Source organism: Kurthia zopfii (assembly GCF_003143955.1).
In the GTDB taxonomy this organism is placed as follows: domain Bacteria; phylum Bacillota; class Bacilli; order Bacillales_A; family Planococcaceae; genus Kurthia; species Kurthia zopfii.
The window spans coordinates 1-14,009 of sequence record NZ_QFVS01000027.1 but is presented as its reverse complement, the minus strand read 5'-3'; the positions used below and the strand labels follow the sequence as shown (position 1 = coordinate 14,009).

Below are 14,009 nucleotides of genomic sequence, written 5' to 3'. Positions count from 1 at the left end.
TGAATTATTTAAAGGGAATACAGGTGATCAGATGAAAAATTGGATAAAATTCTTATCGATTTTCTTTGTCATTTTAGCGGTTGTTTTAACGGGGTTAATTACGATTAAAGCGAATGCTCCATTTTCAAAAGCTACAAATGATTCAGAGAAGATTGTATTAAACGACAAACTATTGACGACCATTGATGATTCGTATGTTTACAACAGTAAGAAAACATATGTTACTGTAATCGGTGACAATAAGGATCAGAAAAAAGAAGCGGTTTTTGTCGATCAAAATGATAAAAAAGCTAAAAAAGAGACAGTTCTACTATCATCTGGAATCTCAAAATCAAAAGCAATTAAAGCTGCGACGCGCGATCAAAAAGTGAAGAAAGTACTTCATGCGAAAATTGGCTTAGAAGAAGCAGGCCCTGTATGGGAAGTGTCTTTTAAAGATCAAAATGACCAGCTAAACTATGTCTATGTTCTTTTTGAAAATGGGCAGTGGTGGAAAAAAATCACGAATTTATAATATTTCGAAAATAGAAATGTTCAGCAATATTGTATATAATAGAGAAGTATAATAAAACGGTGAGCAGATTATATAAACAACTGCTCGATTCACGAAATGTGATGGAGGATACTATGAAAAAAATTACGATTCAAGAAATGCCAAAACATGTTGGCGAAACAGTAAAAATGGGCGCATGGTTAGCTAACAAGCGTTCAAGTGGTAAAATTGCATTTTTACAATTACGTGATGGTACAGGTTTTGTACAAGGCGTAGTCGTAAAAGCTGAAGTATCAGAAGAAATGTTTGCAACAGCAAAAGGTTTACACCAAGAGACATCTTTATATGTTGTAGGTGAAGTAACTGAAGATACACGTTCTGCCTTTGGTTACGAGCTTCAAGTGAAAGAAATTCAAGTGATTTCTGAATCTACTGATTACCCAATCACACCTAAAGAACACGGTACAGAATTCTTAATGGATCACCGTCATTTATGGTTACGTTCTAAAAAACAACACGCGAAAATGAAAGTTCGTAATGAATTAATTCGTGCTACATACGAATTCTTCAACGACAATGGCTTCGTTAAAATGGATCCACCAATTTTAACGGCTTCAGCGCCAGAAGGTACTTCAGAATTATTCCATACGAAATATTTCGATGAAGATGCATTCCTTTCACAATCAGGTCAATTATATGCAGAAGCTTCTGCAATGGCACTTGGTAAAGTTTTCTCATTCGGACCAACATTCCGTGCAGAGAAATCAAAAACTCGTCGTCACTTAATTGAATTCTGGATGATCGAGCCTGAGATGGCATTCGTTGAACATGATGAAAGTTTAGAAGTTCAAGAACAATTCGTTTCTCACATTATTCAATCTGCACTTAAAAACTGTAAATTAGAGTTAGAAATTCTTGGTCGTGACATTTCAAAACTTGAAAAAGTGAAAGCGCCATTCCCTCGTATTTCTTATGATGATGCAATTGAGTTCCTTCATAAAGAAGGATTTGATGATATTAAATGGGGCGATGATTTCGGTTCTCCACACGAGACGGCAATCGCAAACCACTATGACTTACCAGTATTCATTACTTGCTACCCAACAGGAATCAAACCATTCTACATGCAACCTCACCCAGATCGTGATGATGTCGTACTTTGTGCAGACTTAATCGCGCCAGAAGGTTACGGTGAAATTATCGGTGGTTCTGAGCGTATTTGGGATTATGATCTATTAAAACAACGTATTGAAGAACACGGTTTAGATCAAGAAGCATACAACTGGTACTTAGATTTACGTAAATATGGTTCAGTTCCTCACTCTGGCTTCGGTCTAGGTCTTGAACGTACTGTATCATGGGTTACTGGAGCGGATCACGTTCGTGAAACAATCCCATTCCCACGTTTATTAAACCGTATTTACCCATAATGAAGTATTCAAAGCTGCTGCCTGTTTCTACAGACAGCAGTTTTTTTAAACGAAAAGCGGAGGTGGCTCGTTTATCTCGAGAGCACTGGAGGAAACGAAGGAAAAGTAAGCGCCCCACCACTTTTCCCCGAGTTTTCGAAGTGACTCAAAGAGATAAGCCACCGGAGCTAGACAGAGAACGAAAAGCGTAAAACGCTCGCCCATATGCGGAAGATCTGGAGAATTCGAAGGAAAAGTAAAAGCTCCACCACTTTTCCCCGAGAATTTGAAGAGCTGAAAGCATATAGCGTTTGGAGCTAGACATAATACGAAAAGCGTAAAACGCTCGATCATATGCGAGGGTACTGCAAGGTTTGAAGAGAAAGTAAAAGCTCCACCACTTTTGTCCGAGTTTTTGAAGTGACTCAAAGAGATAAGCCACCGGAGCTAGACATAATACGAAAAGCGGAAAACGCTCGATTTTCAGAAATAGCGAAGGCTTTCCGCCGACAAGTGTCGCACTATTTATTTTCACTTTTCCTTGAATCAATCACTCATACGAAATTATGGTGAAAATTTACGAATCTAGAGTAATTTTATTGGAAGATGTAGTAGAGGTGCGTTAGAATATAGAAATAAGCTGAGTAGAGCTGTTCAGATCTGCATTGAAGCAGATGAGGAGGAATTGAGTTAAATGGAATTAAATGAATGGTTAAATACAAAAGTACCACAAATCGCAACTGATTTAGCGGAGATTAATCAACAATACTTCGATATGGAAAATTCAATTGGATTTAAAGGTCGCGATAAAGTAATTAAAGTAATCGAAAGTTTCCAAATCGCACTTTTCCCTGGAATTTATGATCAAAAACCGTTTGATGAAGTTCGATTAAATGTAGCGGTTAGTAATAATTTACGTAAAGCTGCATTAGATTTAAGAGATGTTCTTGAAAAAGCGTTATTCTACAGCGAATCAGAAGAAAAAGCATGTGAAAAAGCAGCGCGTGAATGTGCAGATAAGATTGTTATGACATTGATGGAGAAATTCCCTGAAATTCGTCGTACATTGCAATCGGATATTCAAGCAGCATACAATGGTGACCCAGCTGCCACTTCAATTGAAGAGATTTTATTAAGCTATCCTTCCATTCAAGCAGTATGTATCCACCGTTTAGCACATGAATTATATAAACAAGATGTTAAAATCATTCCTCGTATTATGTCAGAATACGCGCATGAATTAACAGGCATCGACATCCACCCGGGTGCTTCGATTGGCGATTCATTCTTCATTGACCATGGTACAGGTGTCGTAATTGGTGAAACATGTACGATTGGTAATAATGTAAAAGTATATCAAGGCGTGACGCTAGGCGCATTAAGCTTCCCGCTAGATGATGATGGGAATCCAATCAAAGGCATCAAACGTCACCCAGATATCGAAGACAATGTCGTAATCTATGCTGGTGCGACAATTTTAGGTGGTAAAACGAAGGTCGGCCATGATTCAGTGTTAGGTAGTAATATTTGGTTAACACATTCAATCGTGCCGCATTCTCGCGTGTATCATTCACAACCATCACCAAGCATTAACCAATCGGTAAAATTAGAATACGAAATTTAAAAGCGAGTCGATTACATCTAGTAGGGTGTAGTCGGCTTTTTAGGAGGAAAAAAGATGAAGCAATGGCAAAAGGATTTATTAACATTTGAAGCAGGGAATGAACAAGAAGAGAAGGATTTACAAGCATTTCAATATGCATTTACATCCTTTAATGATGTTTTAACGAGAGAAAATCCGCTTGCTCACATGACTGTATCAGCTTTCGTCGTCAATGAAGCACGCACGCATGCATTAATGGTGTATCACAATATTTACGATTCATGGGCTTGGACTGGCGGACATGCGGATGGTGAAGATGATTTCCTGGCAGTAGCTTTACGTGAAGTACAAGAAGAAACAGGGATTCAAGCGCGACCAGTTTCAGAACAACCAATCTCAATTGAACAACTAACTGTTCTAGGTCATATGAAAAAAGGTGCTTACGTATCGGAACATCTCCATATGAACGTAACTTATTTAGTAGAAGCTGATGATCAATTGCCATTAACAATTTGTGAAGATGAAAATAGCGATGTCGCATGGTTGCCAATAGCTCAGTTACATGAAAAATGTAAAGAATTACATATGCTACCTATTTATGATAAAATTATCAATAGATTATGATATTTGGGAGGCACTTCATTGAATAAATTCATCGTAAATCTGTTTTTCGCTTTGATTTTTATGTTCCTTTTATACAAATTTGGTCCTGTCATCTGGCTATTTGGCTTTATAGCTGTATGGCTTATGACGCTCGTAATGCTTGATCAAAAAACGAAAAAGAAAAAAGCAGAAAGTGAATGATAAGTTGTGAAAAGTATGTGCAAGCATACTTTTTTTCATGCAAAAGAACGATAAATAATTTATACTAAAATGGACGAAATTAACGAAACGAGGCAATCGAATGATTACAGTAATCGGTAGTATAAATATGGATATCGTAGTTGAAACAGCTATTTTTCCAAAGCAAGGGGAGACGGTGCTAGGCACTTCATTCCATACAGTTCCAGGTGGTAAAGGCTCAAATCAAGCGGTTGCGGCAGCAAGATTAGGTAGCGACATTCATATGGTTGGAGCAGTTGGGAACGATGCATTTGGTAAAGAGATGGTATCGGTTTTAGCAGCAGAAAATATTGAGCATTCTTTTGTGAAACAAGGGAAAAAAGCGACAGGTATTGCAAATATCACACTTTTTGAAAATGATAATCGCATTGTTGTCGTTCCAGGTGCCAATAGCGAGTTGAACGAACAAGATATTGATGCAGCCAAATCATTGATTGAGCAAAGTGATCTTGTCATCATGCAGTTAGAAATTCCACAGGAAACTGTCGAGTATGCACTTGGCGTTTGTAAAGAAGTTGGAACGAAAGTATTGTTGAATCCAGCACCAGCAGAAAGTTTTAAAGTGGAGTGGATGGATCGAATCGAATATTTCACGCCAAATGAAACGGAATGTGTTGAAATTTTCAAAGATGATGTCGATCAAGCACTTGAAAAATACCCGAACCGTCTAATTGTGACACTTGGTTCAAAAGGAGCGCGTTATTTTGATGGTGACAAGCATGTTTTCGTCGAGAGCTTTAAGACGACTGCAGTCGATACTACAGGAGCAGGGGATACATTTAATGGAGCATTCGCTTACGCCATTACAAATAACTACTCTATTGAAGAAGCGGTGCAATTTGCGAATATCGCTGCATCACTGTCAGTCGAAAAATTTGGCGCTCAAGGTGGTATGCCACAACTCTTTGCTGTTTTAAATCGATTAAAATAAAATAAATTTGAGCCACCCACTTATGTTGGGTGGTTTTTCATTCTCAATTACACTGAAAAAACGCTTTAAATGAGATAAAGCCTTCTTTTCTCGTACAAATGTCAAGAATAGTGAGGTTTATTCCATGAGAAAAACTTTAAATAAGACGGAATTGTGACAGGAAAACGTTGATGTACCAATAATTTTACTGATTTTGTAAGAGTATGGCATAATCGACAAAAAGTTCGTTTAAACGATGAATAAATCACTTAAAGTAGAATATTGTTAATTATTTCACATATAGAAATTGTTTGGTAGTTACAATTGAATCAGAATCGTGAATTGCGTGTAAATCATTGTAAATACTATATTCTTGGACAAAATGACGTAAAATTTGTTATGATATATATAAAGGGTTGACAAGAGATCCTTTTTGTATGATAATTTCATTGTAAACAATAATTATTCTAATTAAGGAGTAATTATTAATAAAATATATATTCAATTCATAGGAGGAACAATATTATGTCATTAGTAAACAAAGAAATTTTACCATTCACAGCTCAAGCCTTCCAAGGTGGAGAATTCAAAACAGTAACAGACGAATCACTAAAAGGTAAATGGGCAGTAGTATGCTTCTACCCAGCTGACTTCACATTCGTATGTCCTACAGAATTAGAAGATTTACAAGCTGAATACGCAGAACTTAAATCTCTAGGCGCTGAAGTTTACTCTGTATCAACTGATACTCACTTCACACACAAAGCTTGGCATGACCATTCAGAAGCTATTTCTAAAATCGAATACACTATGATTGGTGACCCAAACCACACAATCTCTCGTAACTTCGACGTTTTAGATGAAGAAGCAGGTCTTGCTCAACGTGCTACATTCTTAATCGATCCAGACGGTATCGTTCAAACTATGGAAATCAACAACGATGGTATCGGTCGTAACGCTTCTCAATTAATCGACAAAATGAAAGCAGCTACTTACGTACGTAATCACCCAGGTGAAGTTTGCCCAGCTAAATGGAAAGAAGGAGCAGAAACTTTAACTCCTAGCCTTGACTTAGTAGGTAAAATCTAGTTTTAGATTTGTAATCTAGATACAAAAATGACAAGCGACAAAAATCAGTCCGAAGATTGGTATTTGTCGCTCTGTTTTTACAAAAAATCAATTTCAACGTGTATTTCTCTCTAAAAACGGTGAAATTTGAACTAAAGAGGTGTAAAACCTGTTGCATCAGAGAGCGTAAAATCTTGTTCAATAGATAAAATCTCGGATATTTTATACGACTATTTTGCGAGAATTACGATTTGCAGCAGAAAATATGTTATTAGATGATCAAATTAAAGCGCAATTAAAACAATATTTAGCAATGCTTGAAAATAATCTTGTCCTAAAAGTGAGCGTTGGAGAAGATGAAGTTTCAAAAAATATGATGGAACTTGTACAAACTTTAGATGATATGTCAGATAAAATCACAGTTGAAAAAGCGTCATTAAAACGTACGCCAAGTTTCTCTGTAAACCCAGTTGGATCTGATTCAGGTATTGAATTCGCAGGTCTTCCACTTGGTCACGAATTCACTTCATTAGTACTTGCGTTACTACAAGTTGGTGGACGTGCGCCAAAAGTTGATGAAACAACTATTAAACGCATCCAAGCAATCAAAGAGCCAATGCACTTTGAAACATACGTATCATTAACTTGTCATAACTGTCCAGATGTTGTACAAGCATTAAACATTATGGCTGTTCTAAACCCAAATATTTCACATACAATGATCGAAGGTGGCGCTTATCAAGCTGAGGTCAAAGAACGTGAAATCCTAGCTGTTCCTGCAATTTACCGCGGAGAAGATTTCTTCGAAGGTGGCCGTATTACTTTAGATGAAATTTTAGATAAAGTTGGTTCAACTGTTGATGCAGCTGAATTTGATAGCAAAGAACCATTTGATGTATTAGTTGTCGGTGGAGGCCCTGCAGGTGCAAGTGCTGCAATCTACTCAGCTCGTAAAGGGATTCGCACAGGGATCGTAGCTGATCGTTTCGGCGGTCAAGTAAATGATACACTTTCAATCGAAAATATCATCGGTACTAAAGCGACTGAAGGTCCTAAATTTGTCGCAAGTCTAGAAGCACATGTTGCTGACTACGAAATCGATGTTATGAAATCTCAACGTGCTGCGCGTATCGAGAAAAAAGATTTAATCGAAGTAGAATTAGAAAACGGTGCAGTTCTAAAAAGTAAAACAGTTATTCTTTCTACAGGTGCTCGCTACCGTCAATTAGGCGTTAAAGGCGAAGCAGAATTCAAAAACAAAGGTGTTGCATATTGCCCACACTGTGATGGTCCTTTATTCAAAGGGAAAGATGTTGCAGTAGTAGGTGGCGGTAACTCAGGTGTTGAAGCTGCAATCGACTTAGCTGGTATCGTAAATCACGTAACGGTATTACAAGCGATGGATGAGCTAAGAGCCGATCAAGTACTACAAGATCGCCTACGCAGTTTACCAAACGTAACGGTTATTACAGATGCATTAACTTCTGAAGTAACAGGTGATTCAACTGTAAATGGTCTTTCATATGTTGATCGTGTATCTGGTGAGGAAAAACATATCGAATTAGACGGCGTATTCGTTCAAATCGGTTTACTTCCAAATACAGAGTTCCTGAAAGATTCAGTAGAATTAAACAAACATGGTGAAATTATCGTTGACCGTAATGGTAAAACGAATATCCCAGGCGTATTTGCTGCAGGTGACTGTACAGATTCGGCTCATAAACAAATCATTATTTCAATGGGTGCAGGTGCAACAGCTTCTTTAAGTGCTTTTGACCACATTATTCGCTCAGTTGAATTAGTAGAAGCATAATAAAAATAGAGATGAATGAGATTGAGTTTTCAATTTCATTCATCTTTTTTGGTTCTATTATATATGTTGGGGTCTTAAAACAATTCACGTTGTAACTTTCGGAAATAACGAAAAGCGTTTCCACTCGGGACTCTCTAGAGCACTGGAGGAAACGAAGGGAAAGTAAGAACGAAAAGTGAAAAACGCTCGATCATATGCGGAAGATCTGGAGAATTCGAAGGAAAAGTAAACGCCCCACCACTTTTCCCCGAGAATTTGAAGAGCTGAAAGCATATAGCGTTTGGAACTAGACACAGAACGAAAAGTGAAAAACGCTCGATCATATGCGGAAGATCTGGAGAATTCGAAGGAAAAGTAAACGCCCCACCACTTTTCCCCGAGAATTTGAAGAGCTGAAAGCATATAGCGTTTGGAACTAGACACAGAAAGAAAAGTGAAAAACGCTTGATCATATACGAGGGTACTGCAAGGTTTGAAACGAAAGTAAACGTCCCACCACTTTCGTCCGAAAACCTGAAGTATCCCAAAGTATATAGCGTTTGGAACTAGACACAAAAACCCTGGGAGAAACCTTTCGAAGTGACTCAAAGAGAGTAGTGGAACAAGCTAGACAAAGAAACGAATGCTTCACACTTGTTTTTCGGCAGGAGTCCTCGTTATTTCTTTCAATGTGGATCTATGTGACAAAAGGCAAAAATAAATACAGATTCACCAATCCATTACTTCGAAAACTCACGATAAATGAATACAAATTTATTTTTTTAAAACGTATTCTGACTGAAAAGAAATGCCTAAAGCTATAAATGATTTGATTGATTTCAAACCGAAGTCCGGCTTGTAAGTAAGCCAACCATCCGAAAAAATCATCAACTCGTTGGCTATTCGTCGTACTCACCTGAAGAGGTGGGTATTTTAGTATTACAGACTTATGTAATTATGTTATAATATTCCAAAAAAGATAGGTGGGATACTAATGAATATAAGTAAATCTGTAACATCTTTGGCCGCTGCGGCGCTTATTGCCTATGCATTATTAAAGTTTTTACATGTCGATGGACAGAAGGGAAATCGCTGTAAACGCTTATCTTTCGCTAGTTTCACGCGCCAATTTTTGCGTGGTACTTTACCCGTGGAATGGCGAATAAGGCTCCGTGAAATTTTAGACTATCAAAGGGCAGTCCATCAAATTTATATGGGTATTTTTGGTTAATCAACACGCGTGGGAATATAATATATTTAGTGGTTGTTATAAAAATAGTTAGGAGTGAGTGAGATGAAAAAATTATTCCCTTTATTTTTACTAGTTATTGGATTATTTGTAATATCATCGACAAATGATATTGCTTTTGCAAGTGAATCTGATAACGATGAATTGATTACAGAGAATCTAACTACGCTGAATCAAGAAGTGGATCTAATAGTAAATCCACTAGCTGTTGATAATGAAAACTATTACCCAGGAACAAAAACATTTCTTAAGCCTGGAGACGTAATATACTCAAGTAAAACATTTATATCATCTACTAAAATAGTAGGTCACGTAGCGATAGTGGGCCCAGACTATTATATCTATCATGTAAATCCTTCAGGTTCTGTTGCTGGGAAAAGAGACACCCTGACACAATACAGGGGTCGTCATGATACTGGAGAAAAGCTTAAAGTGTATCGTCCAAGTAGTGGTGGTGAAAAAGCAGCTACATGGGCAAAAAATAATTATGGATCTGCTATTAATTACAAACTTTCAAACCTTAGTGTAAAGGTAATTAAAGATAATTATTGCTCAAAATTCTTATGGCAAGCATTTTATTACGGAAGCGGTTATGACGTTAGTGGTTCAGGCTACACAGATTCTTTTACCGGCTGGGTATTGCCTTCAATGTTTACTACCACATCAAAATTATTTTACTTAACTTCATTTAATTCATAAATTCAGCTCAAGGATGTGAAAATATGAAAAAGAGTGTGATTGTAGTCATAATTATTGTTTTTTTTATTTGTAGTTCATTCATGTATATTCAGTTCAAAAAACACCAAGCCTCTGAAAGTGTAGTTCAATATTTAATAGAAGAAAAAGGATACGAAAAGAGTGACATAAAAAGTGTGCAAAGTGTATATAGCTTTCTAGGTATACCAACATATTATGTTAATATTACTTTTCAAAACGAACCGAATATTGTCTATAGTTATTTTTCACATCACGTAAAAGGGCAATTCGAATATTATGATCATAGCGGGAAAACTATTCCTACTGAAGATTTGAAAAATTATGACCCAAGTTCAGATTAGATTCAATTTATCAAACCAAGCAAGCAGATTCAGTAAACGGATGTCATCATTTACTGGATCTGCTTTTTTATGTCCACAAATCTAACAGACGTTCCGGTGTCGCTTGATGAAAAATTAGGGTCTTCATCGATCGTGTCGTAGCGTTGCCCAAGAAGGAAGCGTCCTCATTTTCTTTAAAAGCGCACTCTCTTGTGGTCGCGCTATATTAGAAAATTTAGTGGAAGGTTTTAAAGGGATCGTTATTTGTGATGGCTACGCAGCTTACGGCAACCTACAGGACGTACAATTCACCAACAATCCGAAAAAATCATCGGCTCGTTGGCTATTCGTCGTGCTCACCTGAAGAGGTGGGTATTTTTTATATTTCGGGCTTACGCTTGTAATAAAGTACAAAGTGGTTGGTTTACATCTGGGCTGAATTAAAAAGGTGAATGAAATTGAAAATCCAATTTCATTCACCCCTACATTTGACACAGAGCCACTTTTTAAGAAGTCATTGTGTAGTTCAGGTTAGTATTTGTTTTCTTTTAGATTTTCTTCAATAACCGAAGTTTTGATATAAAACGTTGTTTCTTTTCCATCGTATTTGGTTTTATCATAAGCTAACTGTAAATGTCCTGCCTTATCGAATCTGACATAAACTTTTGAATAACCTTTCTTTTTCTTGTTAGTGATTAGATCCGCGTGATCATTGAATTTCTTAATAAAATCAAAGTAAAAAGCGCTATCTTCTACGGCAACATGATCCACTTTAATTTGAAGGATTCCAGGTACACTTTCGTCATCTAAAAGTAAATTCCAATCAATTGAAGTCCCGTCAATGGCTTTTCTTTTACCGTTATCCTCATTGGTGAGGGCGATATATGTAATAAAGGCAATAAGTACAATAACGATGATTGCAAGTATGCTATGTATTGTCTTTTTCATTTTCTCCTCCTTTTGTATTTTTTTCTGTATTAATTTAATTAAACTAAGTGAGCATAGATGATTTTTCATTTAAGTACAGAAATTCCGTTATTTTCTTCATTTTTCAATGATGAATGTAAAAAAAGCACCGTTTCATTATTTCCAGTATACTGTAAATATAGAATAAAAGAGATTGTAGGGAGATGTTAATTAAATGCAATCATTTGTTAGAGTTTTTAAATCAAGAGATTTAGAGATATTTCAATTTTTAAGAAATCGTAATGTTGTAAGTTATATAGTTGTTGAAGATACTAGAAAACCTCTTTCTGATGCGGATAAAAAAATAGATCCTTTTTGTTATATGGATGAAGAAGATATTGATAAAATTTTAAACGTTTTTAAAATTACATTTGCCAGTGATTTAGAATTGAGTGAAGAAGATCGTTTGTTTTTGACGAACTTTTTCAATGATTTATTAAATATTACGAACTTAACTACTATGATTTTTAAGAGTATTGTAGTCAATGATTTATTTAATCATGAGTTTAGAGTTGATACAATTCCTTTTTTTAATCGGTTATTAGAGTGTTTAAAATCAGATGTATATTTGGATGAACATGAAATTGAAGATTCGAACTGGATGTATTTATCACAGGATTGATTAAATAAATTGAGTTCGTTTGCTGATCCTTAGGTCTAGGAAAGAATGGATGTGAAGGGGATCTATTTGTGGATTTTTTCATTAAAAAAATTTAAGAAGAACTTCTCTTAAAACTACTAAGTAGGAGGTATTCAGTGTTTAGGTATTTCATTATTTTTATTTTAGGTTATTTATCAACTTATCTTTTTAAAGATAGTTTTTTCGATGAATATAATATAATTTTTAGTATTTTTTTACGCACATTATTTGCTTTGTTTTTCGTATTTGTCATTTGGCTAGTACAAAATAAAAAGTAATAAATAGGGAAGAATCAAAAAGACTCTGTGTCTATTTCGTTCATTTATTTGTATTAGATTGCTAATTATTTTTAGACATTGGAACAACCAAAAGTGAAACGCTTGAAGACAGTTCTTCAGTATTTGAATTGCTTTAAGAACCACAAAAAAGAACTTCCGCATTTAATTGTGGAAGTTCTTTTTTTATTGATCATTATTTTCTTGGTCGATATTAGATGTCATCGAAAATTTTCGTTTCTTTTTTGCGTCTGCTTGATTATTTTTACTTAATTGATTACTCATTTCATTAATTTTCGTCGATATTTTACCGATTTCATCATCTGATTCATTCAGTTCAGTAGAATAATCGCCTTCATTCATTTTTTCTATTTTATTCAGAACATCATTCATTGGTCTGAATAAATAGCTGATAAACACATATTGAATAAAGCATACGAAAATTAGTAAGAGAATAAGTATAATTAAAGTGATTTTAATCTTTTCGTATTCACCATTTAAGTATAAGTCCGCATCGAAATCAACGCCATAGTAAGCAAACACCTTGCCGTTATGATCAAAGAGAGGTTCTAAAACAGTTAACCATGTACCGTAACTATCCGTATAAATAGTAGAAACAGTTTGTTGACCATTTTCCTTCATCTTCGTAATTGCGTCCGCAATCGATTTTGGTTGCGTGTAATAATCGCCTATGAATAAACCTTTTTTATTGAAATCATCCATTAATACGGTCGGCCCTGCAATGACACTAGTATCCGTACCATTTTTTAATTCAACGCCAAATAAATAACCTTGGGCAACTTGAGGTTGAAATTTACTAAGTGTATCAAAATGCTTGACCATTTCTTTTTCTAATTCAGGATCCTGTGTTTTTACCAACTTCTCAACATTATTTGGATTTATTTGATCAGACCATGCATCAACTGTTTGTTTGGAAATTTGAGTTAATAAATTGATTGTAGCAGTCATATTCATATGGTAGTTAATCACCGTTGTAGAAATAGAGACTAGTAACGTAATAATCGATGCAAAGAAAACAATTTTCGTTTTGACAGAAATATTTTTCATTTGTTCGCCTCTATTCATAAAAACTCTTACCTTAAAGATAACATGACAATGGAGAAAAGTTAATACTTTCGTATGAGTTTTTTACTGTTTTTGAAATAAAAAGATACAAATTCATATAGGTATAAAGAATCTATTGTTAAAAATGTTTATTAATAGATAAAAGTATCATAAAATTAAATAAACATGTGAGTATAGTGGCATTTACCAAAAATGATATTAATTTAGTGGTGAAATAAAATATTGATGTTAAGAAAATTGGTTTTTTCGTCGACAAATTTTAGTATGATTTGAAAGAAAAAGGGGGTAGTTGAATGATTCAAAATGAGCGAATAATTGATGAATATTATAAAATGCTTGTCGAAAAAAATTCAAAGTATGAAGGAATTTTCTTCGTAGGGGTGAAAACAACTGGCATATTTTGCAGACCGACCTGCCCTGCGAAAAAGCCTAAAAAAGAAAATTGTGAGTTTTTTCAAACGGCGAAGGAGGCAACGCTTGCTTCATATAGACCATGTAAAAGATGCCAACCTGTGAACTACTCACCACTTAGCTAAACCTTGCGGTTCTTCACGCTTGAAGTGGGAGCTTCTTGGGAATAGAGCGTACTTGCAAGTGTATTTCTTTACTTGCAGCGGTTTCTCTTATTTGACCGAGCT

Annotated in this window: 14 protein-coding genes and 1 pseudogene; 13 read left to right on the top strand and 2 right to left on the bottom strand. The window is 35.5% G+C overall.

Annotated elements, in window-relative coordinates; all coding sequences use genetic code 11:
- The first annotated feature begins 31 nt into the window (after positions 1–31).
- The 11 genes from DF281_RS10070 to DF281_RS10020 all read left to right on the top strand — a co-directional run bounded on the left by DF281_RS10070 (position 32) and on the right by DF281_RS10020 (position 10,425).
- The gene (locus tag DF281_RS10070; protein ID WP_109350132.1) at positions 32–514 is read left to right on the top strand and encodes a cell wall elongation regulator TseB-like domain-containing protein; all 483 of its coding nucleotides are present in this window, start codon (positions 32–34) and stop codon (positions 512–514) included.
- Between the two features lie 113 nt (positions 515–627).
- Positions 628–1,923, top strand: coding sequence for an asparagine--tRNA ligase (gene asnS / locus DF281_RS10065; protein WP_109350131.1), 1,296 nt, complete (start codon positions 628–630; stop codon positions 1,921–1,923).
- Between the two features lie 673 nt (positions 1,924–2,596).
- Positions 2,597–3,526 carry a serine O-acetyltransferase EpsC gene (gene epsC / locus DF281_RS10055; RefSeq protein WP_109350129.1) on the top strand — a complete coding sequence of 310 codons (930 nt, stop codon included), beginning with the start codon at positions 2,597–2,599 and terminating at the stop codon, positions 3,524–3,526.
- Positions 3,527–3,580: 54 nt separating this feature from the next.
- Positions 3,581–4,129 carry an NUDIX hydrolase gene (locus DF281_RS10050; protein ID WP_109350128.1) on the top strand — a complete coding sequence of 183 codons (549 nt, stop codon included), beginning with the start codon at positions 3,581–3,583 and terminating at the stop codon, positions 4,127–4,129.
- 18 nt (positions 4,130–4,147) lie between these two features.
- Entirely contained in the window at positions 4,148–4,309 is a 162-nt protein-coding gene (locus tag DF281_RS14750; RefSeq protein WP_166636117.1) for a hypothetical protein, read from the top strand.
- A gap of 100 nt (positions 4,310–4,409) precedes the next feature.
- The gene (gene rbsK, locus DF281_RS10045) at positions 4,410–5,279 is read left to right on the top strand and encodes a ribokinase (RefSeq protein ID WP_109350127.1); all 870 of its coding nucleotides are present in this window, start codon (positions 4,410–4,412) and stop codon (positions 5,277–5,279) included.
- Between the two features lie 504 nt (positions 5,280–5,783).
- On the top strand, positions 5,784–6,347 hold the full coding sequence (ahpC, locus tag DF281_RS10040) for an alkyl hydroperoxide reductase subunit C (RefSeq protein ID WP_109350126.1): 564 nt from the start codon (positions 5,784–5,786) through the stop codon (positions 6,345–6,347).
- 244 nt (positions 6,348–6,591) lie between these two features.
- Positions 6,592–8,139 (top strand): alkyl hydroperoxide reductase subunit F, encoded by a 1,548-nt coding sequence (ahpF, locus tag DF281_RS10035; protein WP_109350157.1) that lies wholly within the window; start codon positions 6,592–6,594, stop codon positions 8,137–8,139.
- A 973-nt stretch (positions 8,140–9,112) separates the two neighbouring features.
- Positions 9,113–9,349 (top strand): hypothetical protein, encoded by a 237-nt coding sequence (locus DF281_RS10030; RefSeq protein WP_109350125.1) that lies wholly within the window; start codon positions 9,113–9,115, stop codon positions 9,347–9,349.
- Between the two features lie 63 nt (positions 9,350–9,412).
- Positions 9,413–10,066, top strand: coding sequence for a hypothetical protein (locus tag DF281_RS10025; RefSeq protein ID WP_109350124.1), 654 nt, complete (start codon positions 9,413–9,415; stop codon positions 10,064–10,066).
- A gap of 23 nt (positions 10,067–10,089) precedes the next feature.
- Positions 10,090–10,425, top strand: a complete 336-nt coding sequence (locus DF281_RS10020; protein WP_109350123.1) for a DUF3139 domain-containing protein — start codon at positions 10,090–10,092, stop codon at positions 10,423–10,425.
- A gap of 510 nt (positions 10,426–10,935) precedes the next feature.
- Here DF281_RS10020 and DF281_RS10015 read toward each other — a convergent pair.
- Positions 10,936–11,352, bottom strand: coding sequence for a hypothetical protein (locus DF281_RS10015; RefSeq protein WP_109350122.1), 417 nt, complete (start codon positions 11,350–11,352; stop codon positions 10,936–10,938).
- A 193-nt stretch (positions 11,353–11,545) separates the two neighbouring features.
- Here DF281_RS10015 and DF281_RS10010 point away from each other — a divergent pair, with 193 nt between their 5' ends.
- On the top strand, positions 11,546–11,992 hold the full coding sequence (locus DF281_RS10010) for a terpene synthase (RefSeq protein ID WP_109350121.1): 447 nt from the start codon (positions 11,546–11,548) through the stop codon (positions 11,990–11,992).
- Positions 11,993–12,471: 479 nt separating this feature from the next.
- On the opposite strand, the gene DF281_RS10005 is transcribed toward DF281_RS10010, so the two are convergent.
- A complete protein-coding gene (locus DF281_RS10005) occupies positions 12,472–13,353 on the bottom strand; it encodes a HAMP domain-containing protein (RefSeq protein ID WP_166636118.1) in 882 nt (293 codons plus the stop codon).
- 311 nt (positions 13,354–13,664) lie between these two features.
- Between DF281_RS10005 and DF281_RS10000 the strand changes: the two are divergent.
- Positions 13,665–13,889, top strand: a pseudogene (locus tag DF281_RS10000) (Ada metal-binding domain-containing protein); the annotation flags it as partial.
- Positions 13,890–14,009 lie beyond the last annotated feature (120 nt).